This is a genomic window from Streptomyces sp. AN091965 (genome assembly GCF_022698285.1).
Taxonomy (GTDB): domain Bacteria; phylum Actinomycetota; class Actinomycetes; order Streptomycetales; family Streptomycetaceae; genus Streptomyces.
In genome coordinates, this window is sequence record NZ_JALDMY010000001.1 from 2,901,571 (window position 1) to 2,928,509 (window position 26,939).

25 protein-coding genes are annotated in these 26,939 nt (G+C 72.3%); 10 read left to right on the plus strand and 15 right to left on the minus strand.

Annotated features, from left to right (window positions below; genetic code table 11):
- Window positions 1-21: 21 nt before the first annotated feature.
- Genes hisF through hisD form a run of 8 tightly spaced genes read right to left on the minus strand, consistent with a single transcriptional unit; the run spans window position 22 to window position 5,798 of the window.
- Complete coding sequence (gene hisF, locus MQV74_RS12040) at window positions 22-777, minus strand: imidazole glycerol phosphate synthase subunit HisF (RefSeq protein ID WP_242716794.1); 756 nt, start codon at window positions 775-777, stop codon at window positions 22-24.
- Window positions 774-1,229, minus strand: coding sequence for a RidA family protein (locus MQV74_RS12045; RefSeq protein ID WP_242716796.1), 456 nt, complete (start codon window positions 1,227-1,229; stop codon window positions 774-776). Before MQV74_RS12045 ends, hisF begins: the two co-directional genes overlap by 4 nt.
- On the minus strand, window positions 1,226-1,966 hold the full coding sequence (gene priA / locus MQV74_RS12050; protein WP_242716805.1) for a bifunctional 1-(5-phosphoribosyl)-5-((5-phosphoribosylamino)methylideneamino)imidazole-4-carboxamide isomerase/phosphoribosylanthranilate isomerase PriA: 741 nt from the start codon (window positions 1,964-1,966) through the stop codon (window positions 1,226-1,228). Before priA ends, MQV74_RS12045 begins: the two co-directional genes overlap by 4 nt.
- The gene (gene hisH, locus MQV74_RS12055) at window positions 1,966-2,622 is read right to left on the minus strand and encodes an imidazole glycerol phosphate synthase subunit HisH (RefSeq protein WP_242716814.1); all 657 of its coding nucleotides are present in this window, start codon (window positions 2,620-2,622) and stop codon (window positions 1,966-1,968) included. The genes priA and hisH overlap by 1 nt, the downstream gene beginning before the upstream one ends.
- Window positions 2,613-2,777 (minus strand): hypothetical protein, encoded by a 165-nt coding sequence (locus MQV74_RS12060; RefSeq protein WP_242716816.1) that lies wholly within the window; start codon window positions 2,775-2,777, stop codon window positions 2,613-2,615. The genes hisH and MQV74_RS12060 overlap by 10 nt, the downstream gene beginning before the upstream one ends.
- A 5-nt stretch (window positions 2,778-2,782) precedes the next feature.
- Window positions 2,783-3,376 (minus strand): imidazoleglycerol-phosphate dehydratase HisB, encoded by a 594-nt coding sequence (hisB, locus tag MQV74_RS12065; RefSeq protein WP_242716818.1) that lies wholly within the window; start codon window positions 3,374-3,376, stop codon window positions 2,783-2,785.
- Window positions 3,373-4,479, minus strand: a complete 1,107-nt coding sequence (locus tag MQV74_RS12070) for a histidinol-phosphate transaminase (RefSeq protein ID WP_242716820.1) — start codon at window positions 4,477-4,479, stop codon at window positions 3,373-3,375. Before MQV74_RS12070 ends, hisB begins: the two co-directional genes overlap by 4 nt.
- Window positions 4,476-5,798: a histidinol dehydrogenase gene (gene hisD, locus MQV74_RS12075; RefSeq protein WP_242716828.1), complete on the minus strand. Its 1,323-nt coding sequence runs from the start codon at window positions 5,796-5,798 to the stop codon at window positions 4,476-4,478. Before hisD ends, MQV74_RS12070 begins: the two co-directional genes overlap by 4 nt.
- 327 nt (window positions 5,799-6,125) lie before the next feature.
- Here hisD and MQV74_RS12080 point away from each other — a divergent pair, with 327 nt between their 5' ends.
- The 4 genes from MQV74_RS12080 (at window position 6,126) to ybaK (ending at window position 10,087) form a co-directional block, all read left to right on the plus strand.
- Window positions 6,126-7,640, plus strand: a complete 1,515-nt coding sequence (locus MQV74_RS12080) for an oxidoreductase (RefSeq protein WP_242728618.1) — start codon at window positions 6,126-6,128, stop codon at window positions 7,638-7,640.
- A gap of 134 nt (window positions 7,641-7,774) precedes the next feature.
- Window positions 7,775-8,791: a hypothetical protein gene (locus tag MQV74_RS12085; protein ID WP_242716830.1), complete on the plus strand. Its 1,017-nt coding sequence runs from the start codon at window positions 7,775-7,777 to the stop codon at window positions 8,789-8,791.
- A gap of 11 nt (window positions 8,792-8,802) precedes the next feature.
- Window positions 8,803-9,543: an LON peptidase substrate-binding domain-containing protein gene (locus MQV74_RS12090; protein ID WP_242716832.1), complete on the plus strand. Its 741-nt coding sequence runs from the start codon at window positions 8,803-8,805 to the stop codon at window positions 9,541-9,543.
- A 43-nt stretch (window positions 9,544-9,586) separates the two neighbouring features.
- On the plus strand, window positions 9,587-10,087 hold the full coding sequence (gene ybaK, locus MQV74_RS12095; RefSeq protein WP_242716834.1) for a Cys-tRNA(Pro) deacylase: 501 nt from the start codon (window positions 9,587-9,589) through the stop codon (window positions 10,085-10,087).
- Window positions 10,088-10,371: 284 nt separating this feature from the next.
- Here the strand turns inward: ybaK and MQV74_RS12100 are convergent, their stop codons facing one another.
- From MQV74_RS12100 to MQV74_RS12115, 4 genes are all read right to left on the minus strand, one after another.
- Window positions 10,372-11,028 (minus strand): DUF2567 domain-containing protein, encoded by a 657-nt coding sequence (locus tag MQV74_RS12100; protein ID WP_242716836.1) that lies wholly within the window; start codon window positions 11,026-11,028, stop codon window positions 10,372-10,374.
- A 58-nt stretch (window positions 11,029-11,086) separates the two neighbouring features.
- Window positions 11,087-11,908 carry an ABC transporter permease gene (locus MQV74_RS12105; protein WP_374120608.1) on the minus strand — a complete coding sequence of 274 codons (822 nt, stop codon included), beginning with the start codon at window positions 11,906-11,908 and terminating at the stop codon, window positions 11,087-11,089.
- 46 nt (window positions 11,909-11,954) lie between these two features.
- On the minus strand, window positions 11,955-12,992 hold the full coding sequence (locus MQV74_RS12110; protein ID WP_242716838.1) for an ABC transporter ATP-binding protein: 1,038 nt from the start codon (window positions 12,990-12,992) through the stop codon (window positions 11,955-11,957).
- A gap of 128 nt (window positions 12,993-13,120) precedes the next feature.
- Window positions 13,121-14,341: an NYN domain-containing protein gene (locus MQV74_RS12115; protein WP_242716840.1), complete on the minus strand. Its 1,221-nt coding sequence runs from the start codon at window positions 14,339-14,341 to the stop codon at window positions 13,121-13,123.
- Window positions 14,342-14,653: 312 nt separating this feature from the next.
- On the opposite strand from MQV74_RS12115, the gene MQV74_RS12120 reads away from it, so the two are divergent.
- A complete protein-coding gene (locus tag MQV74_RS12120) occupies window positions 14,654-14,824 on the plus strand; it encodes a hypothetical protein (protein ID WP_170316405.1) in 171 nt (56 codons plus the stop codon).
- A 121-nt stretch (window positions 14,825-14,945) separates the two neighbouring features.
- Here MQV74_RS12120 and dnaE read toward each other — a convergent pair whose 3' ends face one another.
- Window positions 14,946-18,485, minus strand: a complete 3,540-nt coding sequence (dnaE, locus tag MQV74_RS12125) for a DNA polymerase III subunit alpha (RefSeq protein ID WP_242716842.1) — start codon at window positions 18,483-18,485, stop codon at window positions 14,946-14,948.
- A gap of 233 nt (window positions 18,486-18,718) precedes the next feature.
- Here dnaE and MQV74_RS12130 point away from each other — a divergent pair, with 233 nt between their 5' ends.
- The 4 genes from MQV74_RS12130 (at window position 18,719) to MQV74_RS12145 (ending at window position 23,514) form a co-directional block, all read left to right on the plus strand.
- Window positions 18,719-20,071, plus strand: coding sequence for a DUF2252 domain-containing protein (locus MQV74_RS12130; protein ID WP_242716844.1), 1,353 nt, complete (start codon window positions 18,719-18,721; stop codon window positions 20,069-20,071).
- A 91-nt stretch (window positions 20,072-20,162) separates the two neighbouring features.
- Window positions 20,163-20,852 carry a hypothetical protein gene (locus MQV74_RS12135; RefSeq protein ID WP_242716846.1) on the plus strand — a complete coding sequence of 230 codons (690 nt, stop codon included), beginning with the start codon at window positions 20,163-20,165 and terminating at the stop codon, window positions 20,850-20,852.
- Window positions 20,853-20,890: 38 nt separating this feature from the next.
- A complete protein-coding gene (locus MQV74_RS12140; protein WP_242716849.1) occupies window positions 20,891-21,709 on the plus strand; it encodes a thioredoxin domain-containing protein in 819 nt (272 codons plus the stop codon).
- A gap of 116 nt (window positions 21,710-21,825) precedes the next feature.
- Window positions 21,826-23,514: an alkaline phosphatase D family protein gene (locus tag MQV74_RS12145; RefSeq protein ID WP_242728622.1), complete on the plus strand. Its 1,689-nt coding sequence runs from the start codon at window positions 21,826-21,828 to the stop codon at window positions 23,512-23,514.
- Between the two features lie 55 nt (window positions 23,515-23,569).
- Here MQV74_RS12145 and MQV74_RS12150 read toward each other — a convergent pair whose 3' ends face one another.
- Window positions 23,570-24,139 carry a dienelactone hydrolase family protein gene (locus MQV74_RS12150; protein ID WP_242716851.1) on the minus strand — a complete coding sequence of 190 codons (570 nt, stop codon included), beginning with the start codon at window positions 24,137-24,139 and terminating at the stop codon, window positions 23,570-23,572.
- Window positions 24,140-24,216: 77 nt separating this feature from the next.
- On the opposite strand from MQV74_RS12150, the gene MQV74_RS12155 reads away from it, so the two are divergent.
- Complete coding sequence (locus tag MQV74_RS12155; protein ID WP_242716853.1) at window positions 24,217-25,308, plus strand: mechanosensitive ion channel family protein; 1,092 nt, start codon at window positions 24,217-24,219, stop codon at window positions 25,306-25,308.
- Between the two features lie 12 nt (window positions 25,309-25,320).
- On the opposite strand, the gene MQV74_RS12160 is transcribed toward MQV74_RS12155, so the two are convergent.
- The gene (locus tag MQV74_RS12160) at window positions 25,321-26,907 is read right to left on the minus strand and encodes a Na+/H+ antiporter (protein ID WP_242716855.1); all 1,587 of its coding nucleotides are present in this window, start codon (window positions 26,905-26,907) and stop codon (window positions 25,321-25,323) included.
- Between the last annotated feature and the right edge of the window lie 32 nt (window positions 26,908-26,939).

Here is a 26,939-nt window from a genome sequence, read left to right on the forward strand (position 1 = left end):
CGGCGGGGGCCGCGGGGCGGGTCAGCGCACCGGGTGCCCCGCCGTCCGCAGGGTCTCCTTCACCTCGCCGATCCGCAGGTCGCCGAAGTGGAAGACGGACGCGGCGAGGACCGCGTCGGCGCCCGCGGCCACGGCGGGCGGGAAGTGGTCGAGGCGGCCCGCGCCGCCGGAGGCGATGACGGGGACGGTGACGTGCTTGCGGACGGCCTCGATCATTTCTAGGTCGTAGCCGTCCTTCGTGCCGTCGGCGTCCATCGAGTTGAGCAGGATCTCGCCCGCACCGAGCTCGGCGGCCCGGTGGGCCCACTCGACGGCGTCGATCCCTGCGGACTTGCGGCCGCCGTGCGTGGTGACCTCGAAGGTGCCCGACTCCGTGCGGCGGGCGTCCACCGACAGGACGAGGACCTGGCGGCCGAAGCGCTCGGCGATCTCGCGGATCAGGTCGGGGCGGGCGATGGCCGCGGTGTTCACACCGACCTTGTCGGCGCCCGCGCGCAGCAGCTTGTCGACGTCCTCGGCGGTGCGCACGCCGCCGCCGACGGTGAGCGGGATGAAGACCTGCTCGGCGGTACGGCGGACCACGTCGTAGGTGGTCTCCCGGTTGCCGGACGAGGCGGTGATGTCCAGGAAGGTCAGCTCGTCGGCGCCCTCGGCGTCGTAGACCTTCGCCATCTCGACGGGGTCGCCCGCGTCGCGCAGGTTCTGGAAGTTGACGCCCTTGACGACCCGGCCGTTGTCGACGTCCAGGCAGGGGATGACTCGGACGGCGAGCGTCACGATGGTGCTCCTTGGGGGACTTCTCGGAATGCTTCGAGTTCTACTTCGACCAGGATGCGCGGGTCGACGAAGCCGGACACGACCACGAGCGTGGTGACCGGGCGCACGGAGTCGAAGAACTCCCGGTGGGCCCGGCCCACGTCGTCGACGTCCCGCGCATGGGTCAGGTACATGCGGGTGCGGATCACGGAGTCGGCGCCGAGGCCGAACTCCCCGAGCGCTTCGAGGGCGTTTGCGAAGGCCGTCCTGGCCTGCTCGTAGGGGTCGCCCTCGCCGTGCAGGACGTCGCCCCGGAAGGCCGTCGTCCCGCCGACCACGACCCGGTCGCCCGCCGCGACGGCGCGTGCGAAACCGAAGGCCTCTTCCCAGGGGCCCTCCCGTCTCCCACCACCGCCCTTCTGAGGAAGGCCCTCCGGGCCCCCTCTTTCGTGCACGCGCCGTACGCCGGTCATCGGGACACGGCCTCCAGGGCCTCTTCGAGGGTGAACGCCTTCGCGTACAGCGCCTTGCCGACGATGGAGCCCTCGACGCCCTGCGGGACGAGCTCGGCGATGGCGCGCAGGTCGTCCAGGGACGAGACGCCGCCGGAGGCGACGACCGGGCGGTCGGTGGCCGCGCAGACGGTGCGCAGGAGCTCCAGGTTCGGGCCCTGGAGCGTGCCGTCCTTGGCGATGTCGGTGACCACGTAGCGGGCGCAGCCCTCGGCGTTGAGGCGCTCCAGGGTCTCGTACAGGTCACCGCCGTCGCGGGTCCAGCCGCGGCCGCGCAGCGTGGTGCCGCGCACGTCGAGGCCGACGGCGATCTTGTCACCGTGCTCGGCGATGACCTTGGCGACCCACTCGGGGGTCTCCAGGGCGGCCGTGCCGAGGTTCACGCGGGTGCAGCCGGTGGCGAGCGCGGCGGCCAGCGAGGCGTCGTCGCGGATGCCGCCGGAGAGCTCGACCTTGATGTCCATGGCCCCGGTGACCTCGGCGATCAGGTCGCGGTTGTCGCCGGTGCCGAAGGCGGCGTCGAGGTCGACCAGGTGCAGCCACTCGGCGCCCGCGCGCTGCCAGGCGAGGGCGGCGTCGAGAGGGGAGCCGTACGAGGTCTCCGTGCCGGACTCGCCGTGCACGAGGCGGACGGCCTGTCCGTCGCGGACGTCGACGGCCGGGAGGAGTTCGAGCTTCGGGGCCGTGAGAGGGGCCATCAGAGGGTTCCGATCCAGTTCTTCAGCAGCTGCGCTCCGGCGTCGCCGGACTTCTCGGGGTGGAACTGCGTGGCCCACAGGGCGCCGTTCTCGACGGCTGCCACGAAGGGCGAGCCGTGCGTGGCCCAGGTGACCTTGGGGGCGCGCATCGCGGGGTTCGCGACCTCCAGGGTCCAGTCCTGGACGGCGTACGAGTGCACGAAGTAGTAGCGCTCGTCGGGGGCCAGGCCGCGGAACAGCCCGGAGCCCTCGGGGGCCTCGACCGTGTTCCAGCCCATGTGGGGCACGACGTCGGCCTTCAGGGGCTCGACGGTGCCGGGCCACTCGTCCAGGCCCTCGGTCTCGACGCCGTGCTCGATGCCCTGCGCGAAGAGGATCTGCATGCCGACGCAGATGCCCATGACGGGGCGGCCGCCGGACAGGCGGCGGCCGACGAGCCAGTCGCCGCGCACGGAGCGCAGGCCGCGCATGCAGGCGGCGAAGGCGCCCACGCCGGGCACCAGGAGGCCGTCGGCGTTCATGGCCGTGTCGTAGTCACGGGTGATCTCGACGTCGGCGCCCACGCGGGCGAGGGCACGCTCGGCGGACCGCACGTTCCCGAAGCCGTAGTCGAGGACGACGACCTTCTTGGAGGATCCGGCGGAGGTCAATTCCATACCTCCAGGCGGACGATGCCCGCGAGCAGGCACATTCCCGCGCCGATGGAGAGCAGCGTGATCAGGCTCTTGGACTGCTTCTGCTTGGCGAAGGAGTAGACGCCGCCGAGCAGGAAGAGCCCGACGAAGAGCAGCATGGTGGAGATGCCGTTCATGCGGTTTACAGCGCTCCCTTGGTGGAGGGGAGGATGCCGGCGGCGCGCGGGTCGCGCTCGCTCGCGTACCGCAGCGCTCGCGCGAGGGCCTTGAACTGGCACTCGACGACGTGGTGGGCGTTGCGCCCGTACGGCACGTGGATGTGCAGGGCGATCTGCGCCTGGGCGACGAAGGACTCGAAGATGTGCCGGGTCATCGTCGTGTCGTACGCGCCGATCATCGGGGCCAGGTTCTCGGGCTCCGTGTGGACGAGGTACGGGCGGCCGCTGAGGTCGACCGTGACCTGGGCGAGGGACTCGTCGAGCGGCACCGTGCAGTTGCCGAAGCGGTAGATGCCCACCTTGTCGCCGAGCGCCTGCTTGAAGGCGGCGCCGAGCGCGAGGGCGGTGTCCTCGATGGTGTGGTGGGTGTCGATGTGCAGGTCGCCCTCGGTCTTGACCGTGAGGTCGAACAGGCCGTGGCGGCCGAGCTGGTCGAGCATGTGGTCGTAGAAGCCGACCCCGGTCGACACGTCGACCTTGCCGGTGCCGTCGAGGTCGATCTCGACGACGACCGAGGTCTCCTTGGTGGTCCGTTCGACACGGCCTAGGCGGCTCATGCTCCCTGCTCCTTCTTGAGTGCGCGTACCGCATCGAGGAACGCGTCGTTTTCGGCGGGGGTTCCCGCGGTCACCCGCAGCATGCCGGGCACGCCGTTGTCGCGGACGAGGACCCCGTGGTCGAGGATCCGCCGCCAGGCGCGGTGGGCGTCGGCGAACCGCCCGAACTGGACGAAGTTGGCGTCCGACTCCGTCACTTCGAAGCCGAGGTCCCGCAGCGCGGTGACGAGGCGGTCGCGCTCGGCCTTGAGCTGCTCGACGTACCCGAGGAGCGTGTCCGTGTGCTCCAGGGCGGCGAGCGCGGTGGCCTGGGTGACGGCCGACAGGTGGTACGGCAGGCGCACCAGCTGGACGGCGTCCACGACCGCCGGGTCGGCGGCCAGATAGCCGAGGCGCAGGCCCGCCGCGCCGAACGCCTTGGACATGGTGCGCGAGACCACCAGGTGCGGCCGCCCCGCGAGCAGTGGGAGCAGCGACTCGCCGTGGCTGAACTCCACGTACGCCTCGTCGACCACGACCATGGACGGCTTGGCGGCCTGGGCGGCGTCGTACAGGGCGATGACGGCCTCGCGGGGCACGGCGTTGCCCGTGGGGTTGTTGGGCGTGGTGATGAAGACGACGTCCGGCGCGTTCTCGGCGATGGCCGTGGTGGCGGCCTCGACGTCGATCGTGTAGTCCTCGCGTCGCGGTCCGGAGATCCAGCCGGTGCCGGTGCCGCGCGCGATCAGGGCGTGCATCGAGTACGAGGGCTCGAAGCCGATGGCGGTGCGGCCCGGGCCGCCGAAGGTCTGCAGGAGCTGCTGGATGACCTCGTTCGAGCCGTTCGCCGCCCAGACGTGGGCGCGGGTGACCTCGTGGCCGCCGGTGCGGGTCAGATAGGCGGCGAGCCGGGTGCGCAGCTCGACGGCGTCCCGGTCGGGGTAGCGGTTCAGACCGCGCGCGGCCTCGCGGACGCGCTCGGCGATGCGCTCGACGAGGGGCTCGGGCAGCGGGTACGGGTTCTCGTTGGTGTTCAGGCGGACGGGGACGTCGAGCTGCGGGGCGCCGTACGGGGACTTGCCGCGCAGCTCGTCCCGTACGGGGAGGTCGTCGATCCGCGTCACTGGCCCGGCACCTTCCAGCCGAACCTGGCCTTCACGGCGGCGCCGTGCGCGGGCAGGTCCTCCGCCTCGGCGAGCGTCACCACGTGGTGCGCCACCTCGGCGAGGGCGTCGCGGGTGTAGTCCACGATGTGGATGCCGCGCAGGAAGGACTGGACGGACAGGCCCGAGGAGTGGCAGGCGCAGCCGCCGGTGGGCAGCACGTGGTTGGAGCCCGCGCAGTAGTCGCCGAGCGAGACCGGCGCCCACGGGCCGACGAAGATCGCGCCCGCGTTCTTCACCCGGTCCGCGACGGCGGGGGCGTCGGCGGTCTGGACCTCCAGGTGCTCGGCGCCGTACGCGTCGACGACGCGCAGGCCCTCCTCCAGGCCGTCCACGAGCACGATCGCGGACTGGCGGCCGCTCAGGGCGGGCACGATCCGGTCCTCGACGTGCTTGGTGGCGGCGACCTGCGGCTCCAGTTCCTTGACCACCGCGTCGGCGAGCGCCACCGAGTCCGTGACCAGGACGGCCGCCGCGAGCGGGTCGTGCTCGGCCTGGCTGATCAGGTCGGACGCGATGTGCGCCGGGTCCGCGGTGTCGTCGGCGAGGACCGCGATCTCCGTCGGGCCCGCCTCGGTGTCGATGCCGATGCGGCCGGTGAAGTACCGCTTGGCGGCGGCGACCCAGATGTTGCCGGGCCCGGTGACCATGTTGGCCGGGGCGCACTCCTCGGTGCCGTACGCGAACATCGCCACGGCCTGGGCGCCGCCGACCGCGTACACCTCGTCGATGTCGAGAAGCGCGCAGGCGGCGAGGATCGTCGGGTGCGGCAGGCCGTCGAAGTCGGCCTGCGGGGGCGAGGCGAGGGCCATGGAGGCGACGCCCGCCTCCTGCGCGGGCACCGCGTTCATGATCACGGAGGAGGGGTAGACGGACCGGCCGCCCGGGGCGTAGAGGCCCACGCGCTCGACCGGTACCCACTTCTCGGTGACCGAGCCGCCGGGCACGACCTGGGTGGTGTGCGGGGCGCGGCGCTGGGCGCGGTGGACGGTGCGGGCCCGGCGGATGGACTCCTCCAGGGCGGCGCGCACGTCCGGGTCGAGGCCCGCGAGGGCCTCGGCGAGCGCGGCCGCGGGCACCCGGACCCGCTCCAGGCGCACGCCGTCGAACTTCTCCGCGTACTCGATCAGCGCCGCGTCGCCGCGATGATGCACGTCTTCGCAGATGGGCCGCACCTTGTCCAGGGCGGCCGCGACGTCGAAGTCGGCACGGGGCAGCAGGGCGCGCAGCGCGGGACCCTCGGGGAGGGCCTCGCCGCGCAGATCGATTCGAGAGATCACATGGCCAATTCTCGCAGACGGCCGCGGGCGGCCGGTCGGCCGTATCAGTCACTGATACGAGACGGGCCAGGACCCGGCGACAGGCCCGGCGACGCGACGCCCACCGGCGGAGCCCTTCGTTCCGAATGTCCGGGCGGCGTCCGGGGCCCACCGCCCCGAATTCCCGGGAGCCCCCGTTCACCACTAGCGTTCAGGCGGTCACGGAGCGGGCATGAACAGGTGTACGAGACACGGACGCCCCAGAGCATCCACGGGAGGACGACACCAGTGGTCGACGACACCGGCACCGGCGACCCGCCGGACGGGCTGACCGCCGCGGAGATCGGGATGTGGCAGGCGTTCCGCAACGGCACGGTGTACGACCTGCGGTCGGGCAACGCCACGGTCGACGATCCGCACGGCGCCCACCCCTGGGGCCCCGAGCGCAGCGTGCGGGCCCGCATCCTGGCGTGGCTGTTGCTCGACGGGCCGCCCGCGCTCGCGGGCCGGGTGTCGTCCCTGAAGCTCACGGGCGTACAGATCACGGACGTCCTGGACCTCGCGGGCGGCACGGTGGTGCCGTACACGGAGCTGAAGGGCTGCCGCTTCGAGAAGGAGGTCCTCCTGCCGGAGGCCCGCTTCACCACGCTGCGCATGGTCGACTGCTCCATCCCCCGCCTGGAGGCCGCCCGGCTGCACACCGAGGGCGATCTGCACCTGCCGCGCTGCCGCATCCACAACGGCATGCGCCTGACCGACGCCCACATCGGCACGGACCTGCTGCTCAACCAGGCCGTCGTCTACCGCGACCGGCGCACCCGCTCGCTGATGGCCGACGGCATGACCGTCGGCCAGGACCTCCAGGCCGAGATGCTGGAGTCGCACGGCGAGCTGCGCCTGCGCGGCGCGAAGGTCGGCGTCAGCCTGAGCCTGCGCGGCAGCCGCCTGGCCAACCCGTACGGCCGCTACGCCCTGAACGCCCCGCAGCTCACCGTCGAGCGCACCCTGTACCTGACGCCCGCGGGGGTCGGCAATCCGCCGCAGACCAGCGGCACGACGCCCGCGCGCGGGACCCGCGTCCAGCGCTTCAGCTGCGAGGGCGGCATCCGCCTCGACGACGGGCGCTTCGGCGACGCGGTGGACTTCGGCCAGGCCCGCTTCACGCTCAAGGAGGACCAGGAGGTGTCGCTGCGCCGGGTGCAGACGCCCGAGCTGCGCTTCCTCGGCGAGGCCCCGCAGCACGGCAAGGTCGTCCTGTCCGGCGCCCGCGTCGTCAACCTGATGGACCGGGCGACGAGCTGGCCGGGCCCGGGCGCCCTCCAGATGGGCGGCTTCACGTACGAGAACCTCATCCCGCAGAGCGGCTTCCCGCTGTCGCGGCGCCTGGAGTGGGTGGCCGCGGCCACCGCCGAGTACAACCCCGAGCCGTACGAGAAGCTCGCCGCCGTCCTGCGCAACGGCGGCGAGGACGCCGACGCCCGCGAGGTCCTGCTCGCCAAGCAGCGCCGCCGCCGCGAGACGCTGCCGCTGGCGGCCAAGCTCTGGGGGTACGCGCAGGACTGGACGGTGGCCTACGGCTACCGGCCGGGGCGGGCCGCGCTGTGGATGGCCATCCTGTGGGCGGCGAGCGCGGTCGCCTTCTCCCGCGCCGACCACCCGCCCCTCAAGGAGGGCGAGCACCCCGACTGGAACCCGGCCCTGTTCGCCCTCGACCTGCTCCTGCCCGTCATCGACCTGGGCCAGGACACCTACTGGCAGCTCCGCGGCGGCTGGCAGTGGTTCGCGGCGGCCCTGATCCTCACGGGCTGGATCCTGGCCACGACGGTCGCCGCGGGCGCGACCCGCCTCCTCCGCAGGAACTGACGGCCCGGCGCCCGCCCGCGAAGCCCCCGATTCGCGGCCGAACCGTTATGCGGCCCCGCACAACCAAGCCTCCGCCCCACCCGTCAACAGCAACGACCGCACCAGAATGTCCAGGCGTACGAGGGGGACCGCACATGCCGCTGCTGCGCGCCCTCATCCGCACCGCCCGCATGGTCCGGCACACCCCCCAGCTGGCCGACGGCCTCCCCGCCGCCGACGAGGTGCTGCTCGACGTGCCGGACGACCGGCTCGGCCCGGCCCTCGTGGCGGCGGGCCGCGGCGACCACGGCCCGGCCGCCAAGCTGCTCGCCACCACCCGCGAGGCCGCCGAGTGGGAGAACCGCGACCGGTACGCCACCCGCCTCGCCGCCTTCGCCCGCTCCCGGCCCGAGTGGTTCGACGACTGGCTGACCGTCGCCCCGCACGACCCGGACGCCCTGCTGCTCAAGGCCGAGCTCGCGGTCGTGCGCGGCTGGGAGTCGCCCGCGCGCGCCGAGCTCCTGCGCGAGGTGAGCCCGCTGATCACGGCGGCGGCCGCGGCCGACCCGCGCGACCCCGTGCCCTGGCGCGTGGCCCTCGACCACGCCCGCGGCACCCACGCCTCGCACTCCGACTTCGAGGAGCTGTGGGGCCAGGCGGTGCGCCGCTCCTCGTACCACTACGGCTGTCACGCCTCGGCGCTGATGTACCTCTCCGCGGCCTGGTACGGCTCGCACACCGAGTGCTTCGACTTCGCGGAGCGCGCCGCCGCGGACGCGCTGCCCGGGTCGCTGATACAGGCGCTCCCGGTGCGCGCCGCGTTCGCGTACCTCGCGGGCGGCGGCGGCCGGCTGCCGCGCGAACGCCTGGACGGGGCCGCCGACCTGGCCATCGCGCTCTCGGCCTCCTACGCCCCCGCCGACCCGTGGCCGGCCGAGGTGCGCAACCTCCTGGCGTACGTCCTCATCCGCCTGGAGCGCTGGCAGGAAGCGCTCGACCAGTTCCGCTTGATCGGCCCGTACGCGACCTCGTTCCCCTGGGACCGGATCGCCGACGACCCGCTCGGACAGTTCCTGGAGCTGCGCGACGGCGTCCGCATCGAGGTGGCCGCGCGCACCCCGCTGCGGTCCGGACGCGGCCGCGCGGACGGCGGGGTCACCGGCGGCCGTTAGGCTTTCGGCTCGTGACGACCGTCCGGCTCCCCCTGTTCCCACTCAACTCGGTGCTGTTCCCGGGGCTCGTGCTGCCCCTGAACGTCTTCGAGGAGCGCTATCGCGCCATGATGCGCGACCTGCTCAAGTCTCCCGACGAGGACCAGCGGCAGTTCGCCGTCGTGGCGATCCGCGACGGCAGCGAGGTCGCCCCGAGCGCGCCCGGCCTCCCCGACCAGACGACCCGGCCCGAGCAGGGCCCCGCCGCGGGGTTCGGCGACGACCCGCTGCGGGCCTTCCACGCGGTGGGCTGCGTCGCGGACGCGGCGACCATCCGCGAGCGCGAGGACGGCGGCTTCGAGGTGCTCGCCACCGGCACCACCCGGATGCGGCTGCGCTCGGTCGACGCCTCCGGCGCGTATCTGACGGCGGAGCTCGAACCGCTGCCTGAGGAGCCCGGCGACGAGGCGGGAGCCCTGGCCGAGGGCGTCCTGCGGGCCTTCCGCTCCTACCAGAAGCGCCTCGCGGGCGCGCGGGAGCGGTCCCTGTCGACGGGCACGGAGCTGCCGGACGACCCGTCGGTGGTGTCGTACCTGGTCGCGGCGGCCGCGGTCCTGGACACCCCCACCAAGCAGCGCCTCCTGGAGGCCGCCGACACGGCCTCCAGGCTGCGCGACGAGCTGACGCTGCTGCGCAGCGAGACCGCGATCATCCGCAATCTGCCGTCGCTGCCCGCGACGGACCTGACGCGCGGCGCGACGAGCCTCAACTGACGTACCCCGGACGTATCCCGACGCATCCCCACGGGCAGGCGAAGTGGCGAAGAAGCAGAAGAAGTCCCAGACGGGCGGCACCCCGGCGACGGTCGCCCTCACGGGTGCGGGCGTCGCCTTCACCCTCCACGCGTACGACCACGACCCGTCCCACCCCTCGTACGGCGACGAGGCCGCCGAGGCGATGGGCGTGTCCCCCGACCGCGTCTTCAAGACCCTGGTCGCCGAGGTCGACGGCGAGCTGACCGTGGCCGTCGTACCGGTCGCGGGCTCGCTCGACCTCAAGGCCCTGGCGGCGGCGGTCTCCGGCAAGCGCGCGGTCATGGCGGACCCGGCCGCGGCGGAGCGCACCACGGGCTACGTACGCGGCGGCATCTCCCCCCTGGGCCAGCGCAAGAGGCTCCGCACGGTCCTGGACGACTCGGCCTCGGCCCACGCCACGATCTGCGTCTCGGCGGGCCGCCGGGGCCTGGAGGTGGAGCTCTCCCCCACCGACCTGGCCGCCCTCACCGCGGCGACGCTGGCCCCGATCGGGCGTGATTGACCCCTCGACGCCCTCGCGATCCTCGACTAGGACCACACCCATGTCGAAGAAAACGAGAAAGCGGAAGTGGCGGGTACGCAAATCCAAGTCGAACCACGGCCGCCGCCCGGCCTGAGCCCTCCCTGGGGGCTCCGCCCCCAGACCCCCGCTCCTCAAACGCCGGAGGGGCTACGAGTAGCCCGTCCGGCGTTTGAGGACGAGGCGCGGAGCGCCGTTTCCGGGGGTCCAAGGGGGCGGAGCCCCCTTGTTCGGGAAGGGGCGGGATTGGGGAGCCCCGCGAGGGCTCAGGCCTGCTCCTGCCGCGCCCCGTAGGAAGAGAACGGCTCCGGATCCCGGGGCCCGAAGAGCGCCGTGAGCACGAGGTGCACGATCATCGCGGCGACGGGCCACGCGAGCAGCACCCCCTTCGCGTTCAGCTCCATCGGCGCGTCGAACACGACCCCCCGCCCCACGGACCGCGCGTGCGCCACCACGTCCGTGTCGGGCCCGAACCACACGCCCACCTTCCAGGCGAGCACCGCCCCGAGCAGCGCCCCCGCGGCGAGCCCGACGACCAGCGGAATGCCGCCCCGCCGCCGTACGAGGAAGACGACGAGCGCGCTGACGAAGCCGAACGCGAGCCCCAGCAGGGTGAACGTTCCGTCGACCCCGATGGCCTGCTCGCCCTCGGTGTCCTTGAGGTAGACCGCCTGCTTGTCCGCGATCAGCGGCACCCGGGGCGCCAGCCACAGCCACAGCAGGCCGAGCAGCACGCCGCTGACCGCCACCGCGGCCGCGATCACCGCGGCCTGCCCGATCTCGCGCTTCATGCCGGGCGCGCCCTCCTCGTGCCAGGTGTCGGCCTCGGGCCCCGGCGCGTGCGCGGAGGCCTGCGGCGCCTGCCAGGGATTGTGTTCGGGCTCGGGCTGCGGCGGTTGGGAGGGCGTCAGCGGTGCGGTCACGCACACATGGTGCCAGCTCTGCCTGAGAACCGCGCCACCGGACGGACGAGGCCCGCGGTCAGCGCACGGCCGCGCGCCGGTAGGCCCAGGTGGCGACGGTCAGCGAGACCACGCCGACGGCCGCGCACACCCCGAGGTCGAGCAGCACGACGCCCCAGTCGGGGTCGCCGCTGAAGGTGCGGGCCAGCGCCTCGACGCCGTACGTGGAGGGCAGCAGGTCGCGCGCGTACTGGAGGAGGCCCGGCATCCGCTCGGCGGGCAGGACGCCGAGCAGGAGCGCCGCCGACATGCCCATCTGGCCGAGCAGGGTGGCCAGTTCCGGCCGGGGCGCGAGCAGCCCGAGGGCGGCGCCGAGCCCGGCGAGCGCGGCACCGGCGAGCGGGATCACCGCGGCGAGCACCCACAGGTGCGTCAGCGGCAGGCCGAAGAGCCCGCAGCCGACGACCGCCGTGACGATGGTGCCGGGCACGGTGAAGGAGGCGTACGCGGCGGCCGCGCCGAGCACGACGGCGGCGGGCGGCACGGGCAGCGTGGCGTAGTGGTCGAGCCCGCCGTCGCCGCGCAGCTGGCCGAAGTACTGGGCGAGCAGGTTCAGCGCGACGAAGGCCACGACGAGGACGGACGAGCCGGCCACGACCGCGCGGGCCTCGCCGCCGCCGTCCACGACCCCGCGCATGAGGATCATGATGCCGACGGACTGGAAGGTGGCGACGAAGAGCAGCGGGATGCGCGCGACCCGGGCCCGCGACAGCTGGGCGCGGTAGACCGCGGCCAGGGCGGGAAGCATCCGGGCCCGCGGCCCCAGCGGCGCCGCCACGTCCACCGCCGCCGCGCGGTCGTCCTCGGCCCGGATCACGGTCTCCAGGGGAACGGCACTCAACGGACAACCTTCCTGCAGACGTCCCAACGCTTCACGGCTCGGTCCCTCACGCCTTCACCAGTCCGTCCCCGCCGCGCCCGCCGAGGGCCAGATACACGTCCTCCAGGCTGGGCGTGGCCAGCGTGAAGTCGTCGAGCGCGGCGAAGGCGCCGCCGCCCGTGACCGCGGCGACGGCCGCCCTGGCCTCCTCCGGCGCGAGCCGCAGCGTCCAGCGGCGCCCGGACTCCACGGCGGACGACCGCAGCGCGGCGACCTCCGGGACGTCGACGGGCGCCCGCTCCCGCCACACGAGCTCCACCCGCACCTCGCCCGCGACCTTCTCCTTCAGGCCGGTGGGCGTGTCGCAGGCGATGACCTTGCCGTGGTCGAGCACGGCGACGCGGTCGAGCACGGTCTCGGCCTCGATGACGTTGTGCGTGACGAGCAGGACGGTCGTGCCGCGCTCGGCGCGCCGCCGGTCGACCGCGCCCCACACCGCGCGCCGCGCGACCGGGTCCATGCCGGTCGTCGGCTCGTCGAGCACGAGCAGCTGCCGCTCCCCGACGAGGGCGGTGGCGAAGCAGGCGAGTCTGCGCTGGCCGCCGGAGAGCTTCTTCAGGGGCCGGGAGGCGAGCGGGGTGAGCCCGAGCTCGTCGAGGACGTCGTCGCGCTGGGCCCGGGCGCGGGCCGCGTCGAGGCCGCGCAGGCGCGCGGTCGTCTCGACGGCGAGGGAGACGGTCAGCTCGTCGAGGGCGGTCGACTCCTGGCCGAGGTAGGCGAGCAGCCGGGCGGCCAGCTCCGGGTGGCGCACGATGTCGTGGCCGAGGACCTCGACGCTGCCGCTGTCGGGGCGCATGAGGCCGGTCAGCTGGCGTACGAGGGTGGACTTCCCGGCGCCGTTGGGCCCGAGGAGGCCGAAGATCTCGCCGCGGCCCACCTGGATGCCGACGCCGTCGCTGGCGCGCACCTCGGGCGTCGCGGGCCTGCCGCGTCTGCCCCGGGCGGCGGGGTAGACCTTGACCAGATCGCGCACCACGCAGACGGCATCGCTGCCGTGCCCCTGCCGGAGCCCCCCTCGGACTGCCTGTGCCGCGCGCGTACTCACGAAGGACGAGGGTACGGGGTCGGCCGCGCGGCGGGGCGCGCGGGGCGGGCCTCACGCGTCCGTCCGGGCGTGCCGCGAACCCCTGGAGGGTTCTTATCCGGCCCTCGCCGCGGGCCCCGCGAAACCCCTCACTCCCCGGCAGGCGCGTGCTCGGCGGCGGTACGAACGTCGATTTCCCGCCAGAATCCGGCACGGATCGCATAGCGGTCGTGCTCGTCGATCTGGTCGTCCTTGTGGGCGAGCAGCCCGAAGCGGGCGGCGTAGCGCAGCAGCTCGCCGTCGACGCGGTGCGGGATGCGCGGGTACATCGTGGACAGCTTCTGCAGGTTGTGCTGCTCGGGCAGGCGCGCCATCCAGCGGCGCGCGAAGACCTGCCCGACCTCGTACGGATCCCCGCCGACGGTGGTGATGTCCTCCTCGCGGTCGGCCCAGCGCTGCTCGGCCGTGGTGAGCTGGGCGAGCGTGGGCAGCGCGGCGGCCTCGGCGGACTCGGAGGGGGTGCCGGGGCGGTCGACCCAGCCCTTGTCCGACGACCAGCGCAGGGTCGCGCTCGTGTGCTCCTTGCCCGCCTGGACGGGCCCGGGGCCGCGCAGGGCGGCGAGGTCCTTGGGGGTGGGGACGCCCTTGGCGGCCCGGTCGCCGTTCTCCTGGGCGCGCGGGGAGGCGGCCGCGTGCTGGGCCGCGGGCTGCTCGGCGGACTCCGCGGAGGCGGCGGTCAGGGCGGACTCGGGCAGCGGCGCGGAGAGGATCGCGGCGATCTCGGGCCGGGGCACCGGCGGCGGCGCGCAGACGCCGCCGAGCTCCTTGGCGCGGACGGCCTTGGTGATCCAGGCGCGGTCGAGGACGCGCCGCTCGTCGGCCTCGGCGACGAGGTCCTCGGACTGGTTGTAGTCGCCGTCGGCGGCCTGGACGGCCCACAGGTGGACGGCGACGCCGTGCTCCTTGGCGGCCATCATGCCGGGCAGCAGATCGCCGTCGCCGGTGACGAGCACGACGTCGGAGCAGGCGCGGTTGCGGGCCAGCTCCGTCAGCTCGGCGTGCATGGCGGCGTCCACGCCCTTCTGCGCCCACCGCCCGTCGCTGCGGGTCAGGGCGCCCAGGCGGACGGTCACGCGCGGCATGACGCGCAGCCTGCGGTGCTCCGGCTGCGGCACGCGGTCGGGCGCGCCGTCGAACCAGTAGATGCGAAGGAGCGGCCGCTCGGTGTCGGACTCGGCGCGCTCGCGCAGGCCCTGGATGAGCGCGGCGTGATCGACGGTGATCCTGGACCGGGACGGCTCTCCCGCGAGGAGGCTCGCGGCGGCTCCCAGCAGATACCCGGCGTCCACCAGGACGACGCAGCGGTCCACGCGATCCACCCTCTTTCCAGGTTGCCCGGCTTGCCCGGCCTTGCCCGAAAGCTCCCCACGGGTGCCCCGAACGGTCTCACCGGCGCATGGCCGCGGACCTGCGGTCCTGGGGGTCACTTCGGGTTCGCTTCGAGTCTGCCCGACCTCGCGGAGGTTAACGGCTCGAAACTCGATCTTCGGCGTGGCGTATCCGCTCCGTACCCTCCGGCAGCCCCTATTACGCACGGTGAGTGCCCGAAATGCGCGATTGTCACGCATATGTGAGTCTGGTCGCGTCCTGGCCCCCCGATCCTTCGCAGGAGGAAGATCAATATGGCCAAGAACAAGAACCGCGACCGGAACCAGAAGGCCGCCGCCCAGGCCGAGCGCGGTCAGCAGCAGGCCCAGCAGTCCTCGATGGAGGCCCAGGCGAAGTCCGCAGCCGAGGCGAACCCGGGCGATGTCGCCCGCAAGCACCGCGAGCGCCGCTTCGGCCACAACTGACGCGGGCTCAGGCACACCCGAGGGGCGCACCCGATGCGGGTGCGCCCCTCAGCCGTGCGGTGCTCCGGGTCCGGCAGGCGGTGGGCCCGGCGGGCGGGCGGCCCGTTGACCCGGCGGTCGGTCAGCCCGTCAGGCAGGACGGGCCGAGCAGCACCTTCAGGTCGCCGAAGAGGGCCGGGTCCGGCTTCACGCGGTGCCGGTCGAGCCGCAGCACCGTGGTCTTCTGCGCCCCCTGGAGCTTGATCCGCACCTCGCTGTTGCCCTTGTGGTGGCTGAGGATCTCGCCGAGCCGGGTGACCATCGGCGGGCTCACCTTCACCGTGGGGATGGTGATGAGGACCGGGGCGTTGGTGCCCGCGTTCGACAGGTCGGGGACCTGGAGCTCCATCGCGACGAGCCGGGGCACGTCCTCGCGCTTGTCCAGGCGGCCCTTGACGAAGACGACGGCGTCCTCGACGAGCTGGGTCGACACCAGCTGGTAGGTCGCCGGGAAGAACATGCACTCGATGGAGCCCGCGAGGTCCTCGACGGTGGCGATGGCCCAGGCGTTGCCCTGCTTGGTCATCTTGCGCTGGAGGCCGGAGATGATGCCGCCGATGGTGACGACGGCGCCGTCGGAGAAGTCCCCGCCGGTGAGCTGTCCGATGCCCGCGTCGGCCTTGTCCGAGAGCACGTTCTCCAGGCCGAAGAGGGGGTGGTCGGACACGTACAGACCGAGCATCTCGCGCTCCTGGGCGAGCAGATAGGTCTTGTCCCACTCGTCCTCGGAGAACTCCACGTCCAGGCCGAAGCCGGGCTCGCTGGAGTCGTCCTCGCCCATGCCTCCGAAGAGGTCGAACTGGCCCTCGGCCTCCTTGCGCTTGACCGCGACCACGTTGTCGATCATCGGTTCGTACTGCGCGGTCAGGCCCTTGCGGGTGTGCCCCATGGTGTCGAAGGCACCGGCCTTGATCAGCGACTCCGTGGTGCGCTTGTTGCAGGCGGCGGCCTCGACCTTGTCCAGGTAGTCGGGGAAGGAGGCGTACTTCCCCTTGGCCTTACGGGAGCGGATGATCGCGTCCACCACGTTGGTGCCCACGTTCCGGACGGCTTCGAGGCCGAAGAGGATCACGTCGTCGCCCTGGGCGGCGAAGTTGTGCACCGACTCATTCACGTTCGGCGGGAGGACCTTGATCCGCATGCGCCGGCATTCGTTCAGATAGACGGCCGACTTGTCCTTGTCGTCCTTCACCGAGGTGAGCAGCGCCGCCATGTACTCGGCCGGGTAGTTCGCCTTCAGATACGCGGTCCAGTACGTGACCAGGCCGTACGCGGAGGAGTGCGCCTTGTTGAACGCGTATCCGGCGAACGGGACCAGGACGTCCCACAGGGCCTGGATCGCCGCGTCGGAGTAGCCGTTCTTGCGGGCGCCCGCCTGGAAGATGCCGAAGTTCTTCTCCAGCTCCTCCGGCTTCTTCTTGCCCATCACGCGACGGAGGATGTCGGCCTCGCCGAGGGAGTACCCGGCGATGATCTGGGCGGCCTTCTGCACCTGCTCCTGGTACACGATCAGGCCGTAGGTGAGGCCCAGGGTCTCCTTGAGCGGCTCCTCCAGCTCCGGGTGGATCGGGGTGATCTCCTGGCGGCCGTTCTTGCGCTCCGCGTAGTTCGTGTGCGAGTTCATGCCCATGGGGCCCGGCCGGTACAGGGCCGAGACGGCGGAAATGTCCTCGAAGTTGTCGGGCTGCATCTGGCGGAGCAGCGAGCGCATCGGACCGCCGTCGAACTGGAACACGCCGAGCGTGTCACCGCGGCAGAGCAGTTCGAAGGTCTTGGGGTCGTCGAGCGGGAGGTCGAGCATCTCCAGGTCGATGCCCTTGTTGACCTTCACCATCTTGACGGCGTCGTCCATGATCGTGAGGTTGCGCAGGCCGAGGAAGTCCATCTTCAGCAGGCCGAGCGACTCGCACTGCGGGTAGTCCCACTGCGTGATGGTGACGCCGTCGGTGTGCCGCACCCAGATCGGGGCGTGGTCGACGATCGGCTCGCTGGACATGATGACGCCCGCGGCGTGCACGCCCATCTGCCGGACCAGGCCCTCGACGCCCTTGGCGGTGTCGATGACCTTCTTGACGTCCGGCTCGTTCTCGTACATCCCCCGGATCTCGCCCGCTTCGCTGTAGCGCGGGTGGGTGGGGTTGGTGATGCCGTCGAGGTCGATGCCCTTGCCGAGGACGTCGGCGGGCATGGCCTTGGTGAGGCGGTCGCCCATCGCGTACGGATAGCCGAGGACGCGGGCGGAGTCCTTGATGGCGTTCTTCGCCTTGATCTTGCCGTAGGTGCCGATCATGGCGACCTTGTCGGAGCCGTACTTCTCCGTCACGTACCGGATCACCTCGACGCGCCTGCGCTCGTCGAAGTCGATGTCGACGTCGGGCATGGAGATGCGCTCGGGGTTCAGGAACCGCTCGAAGATCAGGCCGTGCGTGATCGGGTCGAGGTCGGTGATGCCCATGGCGTACGCGACGATCGAGCCGGCCGCGGAGCCTCGGCCGGGGCCCACCGCGATGCCCTGCTTCTTGGCCCACATGATGAAGTCGGCGACGACCAGGAAGTATCCCGGGAAGCCCATCGAGATGATCGTGTCCATCTCGTACTCGGCCTGCTTCTGGCGGTCCTCGGGGACGCCGCCCGGGTAGCGGCGCTCCATGCCGCGGCGGACCTCCTCCTGGAACCAGGTGACCTCGGTGAAGCCCTCGGGGATGTCGAACTTCGGCATGAGGTCGCGCTTCTCGAACATGCCGCTGGTGTCGATCTGCTCGGCCACCAGGAGGGTGTTGCGGCAGCCCTCCTGCCAGGCGTCCGAGGAGTCGACGGCGTACATCTCGTCCGTGGACTTCAGGTAGTAGCCGGTGCCGTCGAACCGGAAGCGGTCGGGGTCCGAGAGGTTCTTGCCGGTCTGGATGCAGAGCAGGGCGTCGTGGGCGGTCGCCTCGTGCGCGTACGTGTAGTGCGAGTCGTTGGTGACCAGCGGGGGGATGCCGAGCTTCTTGCCGACCTCCAGGAGGCCGTCGCGGACCCGGCGCTCGATCTCGATGCCGTGGTCCATCAGCTCCAGGAAGTACCGGTCCTTGCCGAAGATGTCCTGGTACTCCGACGCGGCCTTCAGGGCCTCGTCGAACTGGCCGAGGCGCAGCCGGGTCTGGAGCTCGCCGGACGGGCAGCCGGTGGAGGCGATGAGCCCCTCCGACCACTGGGAGATCGTCTCCTTGTCCATGCGGGGCCACTTCTGGAGCCAGCCCTCGGCGTACGCGTCCGAGGACAGCCGGAAGAGGTTGTGCAGGCCCGTCCTGTTCGCCGCCCAGATCGTTTTGTGCGTGTAACCACCCGAACCGGAGACGTCGTCCCGCTTCTGGTGCGGCTGGCCCCACTGGATCTTGCGCTTGTTGCGCCGCGACTCCGGCGCCACGTACGCCTCGATGCCGATGATCGGGGTGACCCCGGCCTTCTGGGCGGTGTGGAAGAAGTCGTACGCCCCGTGGAGGTTGCCGTGGTCCGACATGGCGATGTGGGTCATGCCCATGTCGTTGCACGCCTTGAACATGTCCTTCAGCCGTGCCGCGCCGTCCAGGAGCGAGTACTGGGTGTGCACGTGCAGGTGCGTGAAGGGCGGCTTCGACACGGCTTGGGCCTCCAACGGAAACGCTCGGCGACAGGCTGCGGACAGTCTGGGGGGACAGCGGGGAAGTCTAGTCCGGGTCACTGACAGCAGGGTCTGATACTGCGGCGCGCAGCGTCTCGTTGTGGGGTGGTGGTCGGGTGACGGGCGGGCACTCAGGAGTACGGTCGGGCGTTGGAAGAGGGCAGGGGGCACGGAACACCTGTCCCATGTCATGCACCAGGAGGCACCCCGCGATGTCGGTCCCGCAGCCCACCGCCGAGCAGCGCGGCGAGGAGATCCTCGCCGTCTTCGGCACCGCTTTCGGCGAGCTGCTCGCCGCCGACCCCGCGGCGTTCCGGGTGAAGTTCCGCAAGATGGCGGCCTCCGCCTTCGCGTTCTACCGGGGCACGGCCTGCCTCTTCTACCACGACCTGGAGCGCGAGCACGCCGGGCGCGGCGGCGGGGAGATACACACCGGTCCGTACCTGGACGACCGCACGGGCCGGGTGTGGATCCACGGCGACCTGCACGCGGAGAACTTCGGCACGTACATGGACGCCCAGGGCCGCCTGATCTTCAACGTGAACGACTTCGACGAGGCGTACGTCGGCCCCTTCACCTGGGACCTGAAGCGCTTCGCCGCCTCGCTCGCCCTGATCGGCTACACCAAGGCGCTCAGCGACGAGCAGATCACCGGCCTGGTGCGGACCTACGCGGCGGCCTACCGCGCGCGGATCCACGACCTGGCGACGGGCGCCAAGAGCGAGGAAGTGCCCCCCTTCACGCTCGACACCGCCGAGGGCCCGCTGCTCGGCGCGCTGCGCGCCGCCCGCTCCCTGACCCGCTTCGAGCTCCTGGACTCGATGACGGAGATCCGCGACTTCGAGCGCCGCTTCGCGCCGGGCGGCGGCTCCATCGAGCTGGACGCCGCCACGCGCTACAAGGTCCTCGCGGCCTTCGACGGCTATCTGGAGACGCTCCCGGAGTCCTCCCTGACCCGCCCGGACTCCTACCGCGTGAAGGACGTCGTGGGCCGCCGCGGCATCGGCATCGGCTCGGCCGGGCTGCCCTCGTACAACATCCTCCTGGAGGGCAACAGCGACGCGTTGGAGAACGACGTCGTGATCTACCTCAAGCAGGCCCAGACCCCGGCCGTCTCGCGGCACGTCACGGACGCCTCGATCCGCGCGTACTTCCAGCACGAGGGCCACCGCACGGTCATCTCGCAGCGCGCCCTGCAGGCGCACGCCGACCCCTGGCTCGGCTGGACCGAGCTGGACGGCGCGGGCCAGCTCGTCGCCGAGGTGTCGCCGTACGCGGTCGACCTGGACTGGTCGGACATCGACGACCCGGAGGAGATCGCCGCGGTGGTCGCCGACCTGGGCCGGGCCACGGCCGCGATGCACGCCGCGGCGGACGACGAGAGCGGCCACTCGGACCTGGTGCCGTTCTCCACGGAGCGGGCGATCGACGCCGCGATCGCGGCCGACGAGGCGGGCTTCGCGGACCTCCTCGTCGACTTCGCCCACGGCTACGGCGCCCGTGCGCGCGCCGACCACCAGGTCTTCGTCGACCTGTTCCGCAACGGCCGGATACCGGGCCTCTAGAGGGTCCGGTGCCGTGAGGGGCCGCGTCGTCCGATTCACAGGGACCCTTTAGGGCTCCCTTACGACGGCCCGTGGGACACTCACTTCCGCGATGGACATATTCGGGACCCAGCTGAGAGTCGTGCGCGCGGCGCTGTTCACGACGGTCGTCGTGCTGCTGTCCGCCGCGTCGCACATCCTGCTGTCCCGGGCCCCGCTGCCGCTGACCACCTGTCTGGGGATCACGGCCGTCGTCTACGTCATCGCGTACGCCCTGGCCGGGCGCGAGCGCGGCTTCGGCAAGATCGCCGCGCTGCTCGTCCCGCTGGAGCTCGCCGCCGACACGGTCTTCACCACCGGCCAGCACGTCTGCTACGGCCAGGCCGGCGGCCCGGTCGCGGGCCCGCTGCGCTCCTTCGGCGTCGACGTGCTGTGCGGCGGCGCCGACGTCGGCAGCCCCTTGGCCCGGATGGCGGGCGGCGAGCGGCTGCACGGCGCCGCCGCCCTGCTCGCGGACGCCGACCCGGGCGCGGCCTGGCTGCTGCTCGCCACGCACGTCGGCGTCGGTCTCGCCGCCGCCGCGTGGCTGCACCGGGGCGAGCGCGCCCTCGCCCAGCTGCTGCGCGCCGTGGCCGCCGCCACCTTCCGGCCGCTCCTGATCGCCCTGGCCGTGGTGACCGCCCGGGTCGCCCCGGAGCAGCGCGCGCCGCGGCCCGTGCTCCGGGCCCGGGCGGCGCGCACCCGGCTCTTCGTGCACTGCGTGGGACGGCGCGGACCGCCGTACTCGGCCGCTGTCGCCTGAGTACGCACGTCCCCCTCCCACCATCACGGAGTACCACCATGAGCAAGCGCAACAGCCAGGCCGCCAAGCAGGCCGCCCGCGAGCGGATCCGCGCCCAGCAGGAGGCCGAGCGCCAGCGCGAGAAGCGCAAGCGGTCGATCATCGTCGGCGTTTCCGTCGTCGGCGTCATCGCCATCGCCGGCGGCATCGGCTACGCCGTCGTCCAGAACAACAAGCCCGGTTACTGGGAAGAGGCCAAGGACCAGAAGCTGGTCAAGCCCGCCAACACCTCGGGCAAGGACGGCACGACGATCGTCGTCGGCAAGGCCGGCGCCAAGAAGACCCTGAAGGTCTACGAAGACCCGCGCTGCCCGATCTGCGCCAGCTTCGAGCAGGCCGTCGGCCCGACCGTCGAGAAGGACCTCAAGGACGGCAAGTACAAGGTCCAGTTCGTCGGCGCGACCTTCCTCGACCGCAACTTCCCGGGCGAGGGCTCGCGCAACGCGATGAGCGCGCTCGGCGCCGCCCTGAACGTCTCCCCGGACGCCTTCCTCGCCTACAAGAAGGCCCTGTACTCCGCCGACAACCACCCCGCGGAGGACCAGGACAAGTTCAAGGACGACGCGTACCTGCTGAAGATCGCCAACGAGGTGCCCGAGCTCAAGAAGAGCGCGGCCTTCAAGAAGGACGTCAAGGACGGCACGTACGACCGCTGGGCCCTGGCCGTGTCGGACGCCTTCAGCGACAACAAGGACGGCGTCGAGGGCACCCCGGCCTTCGTCATGAACGGCAAGCAGCTCAAGGGCGCCGACGGCCGCAACGCCCCGATGACGCCCGAGGACTTCACCAAGGCCGTGGACAAGGCCCTGAAGGCCTGACCGGGAGTTATCACGCAAGCGCAGTAGACGACTTGTGGAAGAGCGGGCGAACTTTTCGAGGGCGCCCGCTCTTTCCGCGTTACTGGTCCGTAGGGTTCCTCCTCGTGACCAGTCGAATAGACAACAACTCCCCCGCGGGCGCCGAGGACTCCGGCAGACCGCGGGCCGCCGCCCTCGCGCCGCGCCGCCGGACCGTCGTCAAAGCCGCGGCCGCCACCGCCGTCCTCGCCGCGCCGCTCGCGGCCGCCGGGACCGCCCGCGCCGCCGACGGCCCGGCCTTCGCACACGGCGTCGCCTCCGGCGACCCGCTGCCCGACGGCGTCCTGCTCTGGACGCGCGTCACGCCGACCCCGGACGCGGTGCCCGGCTCCGGCAAGGGACCCGACGTGCGGGTGGGTTGGGAGGTGGCCGAGGACAAGGGCTTCACCCGGGTCGTCGGCCGGGGAACCACCACCGCGACGGCGGCGAGCGACCACACCGTCAAGGCGGACGTAAGGGGCTTGAGCCAGGCGACCACCTATTACTACCGCTTCTCCGTAGAGGGCGGTTCCACGGTGCGCTCCCCCGTCGGCCGGACCCGCACCGCGCCCGCGCACGACGCGGCCGCGCCCGGCGTGCGCTTCGGCGTGGTCTCCTGCGCCAACTGGGAGGCGGGCTACTTCTCGTCGTACCGCCACCTCGCGGCCCGCACGGAGCTCGACGCGGTCCTGCACCTCGGCGACTACCTGTACGAGTACGCGTCCGGCGGCTACGCCTCCACCCGCGGCCTGGTGCGCGAGCACCGCCCCGAGCACGAGATCGTCACGCTCGCCGACTACCGCGAGCGCCACGGCGTCCACAAGACCGACCCCGACGCCCTGGCGATGCACGCCACGCACCCGGTCATCGCGATCTGGGACGACCACGAGGTCGCCAACGACACCTGGTCCGGCGGCGCGGAGAACCACCAGCCCGAGACCGAGGGCCCCTGGGCCGCGCGCGTGGCCGCCGCCAAGCAGGCGTACTTCGAGTGGATGCCGGTCCGCCCCTCCACCGAAGGCACCGTCTACCGCCGCCTTCGCTTCGGCAAGCTGGCCGATCTGCACCTGCTCGACCTGCGCTCGTTCCGCTCCCAGCAGGCCAAGCCCGGCAGCGGCGCCGTGGACTCGCCGGAGCGCACGATCACGGGGCGCGCCCAGCTCGACTGGCTGAAGGCGGGTCTGGCCTCCTCCGACGCCGCGTGGAAGCTCGTCGGCACCTCGGTGATGATCTCGCCGGTGGCCTTCGGCTCGCTGCCTGCGTATCTGCTCGCGCCGCTGGCCGAGCTGCTCGGCCTGCCCAAGGAGGGCCTGGCCGTCAACACCGACCAGTGGGACGGCTACACGCACGACCGCAAGGAGCTGATCGGGCACCTGCGGGACAAGGGCGTCAAGAACACGGTGTTCCTGACCGGCGACATCCACATGGCCTGGGCGAACGACGTGCCCGTCACGGCCGCCACGTACCCGTCGTCGCCGTCGGCGGCCACGGAGTTCGTCGTCACGTCCGTGACCTCCGACAACGTCGACGACTACCTGAAGGTGGCGCCGCACACGCTGTCGCTCGTCGGCGTCGCCGCCGTCAAGGCCGCCAACCGCCATGTGAAGTGGCTGGACATGGACTCGCACGGCTACGGCGTCCTCGACGTGACCGCCGAGCGCTCGCAGATGGACTACTACGTGGTCTCCGACCGCAAGGACCCCAAGGCCACGTCGTCCTGGGCCCGCTCGTACCGCACGCTCAGCGGGACGCAGAAGGTGGAGCGGGTGCGCGAGCCGGTGCGCTGACCGCTCGCCGGGCACGGTGTGGCGCACGCGCGACACCGTGCCCCGCGGGCGGCCCCTAGAGGGTTTCCAGGAAGCCGAGGGCCGTGCGCCAGGTGGTCTCGGCCGCGTCGGCGTCGTAGTCGTCCAGGTCCGGGTCGGTGAACAGGTGGCCCGCCCCGGCGTAGCGGTAGACCTCCACGTCGGCGCCGACCCGGCCCATCCCCAGGTACCAGGCGCTCAGCCAGTCGTCCGTCTCGAACGGGTCGGGCTCGGCGACGTGCAGCTGCACCGGCAGGCCGTCCACCGACGCGTTCTCGGCGATGTCGCTCGTGCCGTGCAGGAGCAGCAGGCCGCGCGCCTTGTCGTCGCCGAGCGCGAGCGTCTGCGCGACGGAGGCGCCGAACGAGAAGCCCGCGTAGACCAGGCCCCGGTCCGAGTACGGCGCCGCGGCCAGAACCGCACGTTTGAGGAGCTCGTCCCTGCCCACTTCTTCCTGGTGGGCCATGCCCTCCTCGACGGTGTCGAAGACGCGCCCCTCGAAGAGGTCGGGGGTCCACACCTGGTGGCCCGCCGCGCGCAGCCGGTCGGCCGCCGCGCGCACCGCGGGCCGCAGCCCGTACGTCGAATGGAAAAGCACGATGTTCATGGATCCATCGTGCCATCCGACCCCACCCGCCCCACCTACCCTCGAACGTCCCACCCGCTCCACCTACCCTCGGAGACATGGAGAACGTCCTGCGACCGTTGATCGTGGTCGGCGCCGCACTCGTGCTCACCCTGGCCGTCGGCTGGCTGGTGGACACGGCGCTGCGCCGTGCCGACGCCCTGCAGCCGCAGCGTCCCCTGTGGGGACTGCTCCGCCGCTGCCGCCTGCCCCTGCAAGTCGTCCTGTGCGCCGCCGTGCTGCGCGGCTCGTACGCGCACGCGAAGATCGCCGAGGACCACTCGGCGGGCATCGGCAGAGCGCTCACCCTGGTCCTGATCGGCTCGGTGGCCTGGCTCGCGGTGCGGATCTCCACGGCGATCGTGGAGGCCTCGTACGCGCGCTACGCCGCCGCCCACCGCGACCCCGCCCGGGTGCGCCGCGTCCGTACGCAGGTGACGCTGATCCAGCGCGTCGTCGCGGCCCTGATCGGCGTGGTGGCGGTGGCCGCGATGCTGCTCACGTTCCCCGCGATGCAGGCGGCCGGGGCCTCGCTCCTGGCCTCCGCGGGCATCCTGGGCATCGTGGCGGGCGTCGCCGCGCAGTCCACGCTCGGGAACCTCTTCGCCGGCCTTCAGATCGCGTTCGGCGATATGGTGCGGATCGGCGACACGGTCGTCGTGGACGGCGAGTGGGGCACCGTCGAGGAGATCACCCTGACGTTCCTGGCCGTGCGCACCTGGGACGAGCGGCGGATCACGATGCCCGTCTCGTACTTCACGTCGAAGCCGTTCGAGAACTGGTCGCGCGGCGGCTCCCAGATGACCGGCACGGTCTTCTTCCAGCTCGACCACAGCGCCCCGGTCGCGGCCATGCGCGAGAAGCTGCACGACGTGCTGCGCGACTGCGCCGCCTGGGACGGCCGGGACTGGGGCCTGGCGGTCACCGACACCACGGTCAGCACGATCCAGGTGCGCGCGCTCGCCACCGCCAAGGACGCCGACGACATCTGGACCGTACGGGTCACCGTCCGCGAGCAGCTCGTCGCCTGGCTGGCCGAGCACCATCCGTACGCGCTGCCGCGGGTCAACACCGCCTGGGCGGAGCTGCCGCCTGACGACGCCCGGCCGCGCCCGAGGCCACCGCACACGCCGCGCACGGGCCGGGGCTGATCGGGGCGCCCGTCAGCGCAGGCTGCGGACGTCGAGCTGGCGAAGGACCCGGTCCACGATCTCCGGGTCGGAGCCGGGTTCGCTGCGCGCGGAGAGGACCGCGTGCCGGGCGGCCGACATCATCTCGCGCTGGATGCGCTGGACCGCCTTGAAGCGGTCCACGCGCTTGGCGTACCGCTCGCGCCGCTCGTCGTCGACGATGTCCGGGCTGATCCTGGCGCCGATGTCGAAGGCGCCGCGCAGGAGCCGCTCGGACAGCTCCTCGGGCAGCTCCTCGACCTCCTCGATCTCCCGCAGCCGGGCCTTGGCGGCCTTGGCGGCGCGCAGCGCGAGGTCACGCTCCAGGGCCCGCTCGGCGTCGGTGTCCGCACGCACGTCGAGCTTCTTCACCAGCCAGGGCAGGGTCAGGCCCTGGGCGACGAGCGTGGCCATGATGACGCAGAAGGCGATGAAGACGACCTCGTCGCGGCCCGGGAACGGGGCCCCGTCGTCCGTCTTGAGCGGGATGGCGAGGGCGAGCGCGACCGAGGCGACGCCGCGCATCCCCGACCACCACATGACGACGGTCTCGCGCCACGACATCGGGATCTCCTCGTCGTAGTCGCGCCGCTGGTGCAGCCGCTTGGCGAGCCACGTCGCGGGCAGCAGCCACAGCAGCCGTACGCCGACGACGACGGCCACGACCACGGCGCCCCAGCCGAGCATCTGCCACTCGCGCCCCTCGGACGTACCGAAGACGTTGTGCAGTTCGAGCCCGATGAGCCCGAAGGCGACGCCGGTGACCAGCGTGTCGACGATCTGCCAGAAGGACTGGCCGGTGATCCGGCCGAGCACGTCGTCGGCGTCGACGGCGTGCTCGGCGAGATAGAGCGCGGTGGTCAGGACGGCGAGGACGCCGGAGCCGTGCAGCTCCTCGGCGAGGACGTACGCGACGAACGGCACGAGCAGGGTCAGGCCCGTCTGGAGCGTGGCGTCGGCGAGCAGGCCCATCAGCTGGTTGCTCAGCCAGCCGAGCGCGAGCCCCACGGCCACGGCGACGACCGCCGAGAGCACGAGCTGACCGGCCGCCGACGGCCAGGAGAAGGTGCCGCTGACGGCGGCGGCGATCGCCACGTGGTAGAGCACGATCGCCGTGACGTCGTTGAACAGGCCCTCGCCCTCCAGGATCGACACGAGGCGCCGCGGCAGGCCGAGCGACCCGGCCACGGCGGTCGCCGCGACCGGGTCGGGCGGGGCGACGAGCGCGCCGAGGGCGAGCGCGGCGGCCAGCGGCAGGCCCGGCACGATCGCGTGCGCGACGGCCGCGACGGCCGCCGTCGTCACGAAGACGAGGGCGACGGCGAGCAGCAGGATGGGGCGGATGTTGGCCGCGAACTGCCGCCAGGACGTGCGCTGCACGGCGGCGTAGAGCAGCGGCGGAAGCACCAGCGGAAGGATGAAGTCCGGCGGCACGTCCACGTTCGGCACGAAGGGCAGATACGCGAGGACGATGCCCCCGAGCGTCATCAGGACGGGCGCGGGAAGCCCGAGCCGGTCCCCCAGCGGCACGGTCACCACGGCCCCCAGCAACAGGACGAGCAGCAGCGCCAGTTGATCCACGGGTGCCCTCCGGGAGCCGAGTCCTGCACGAT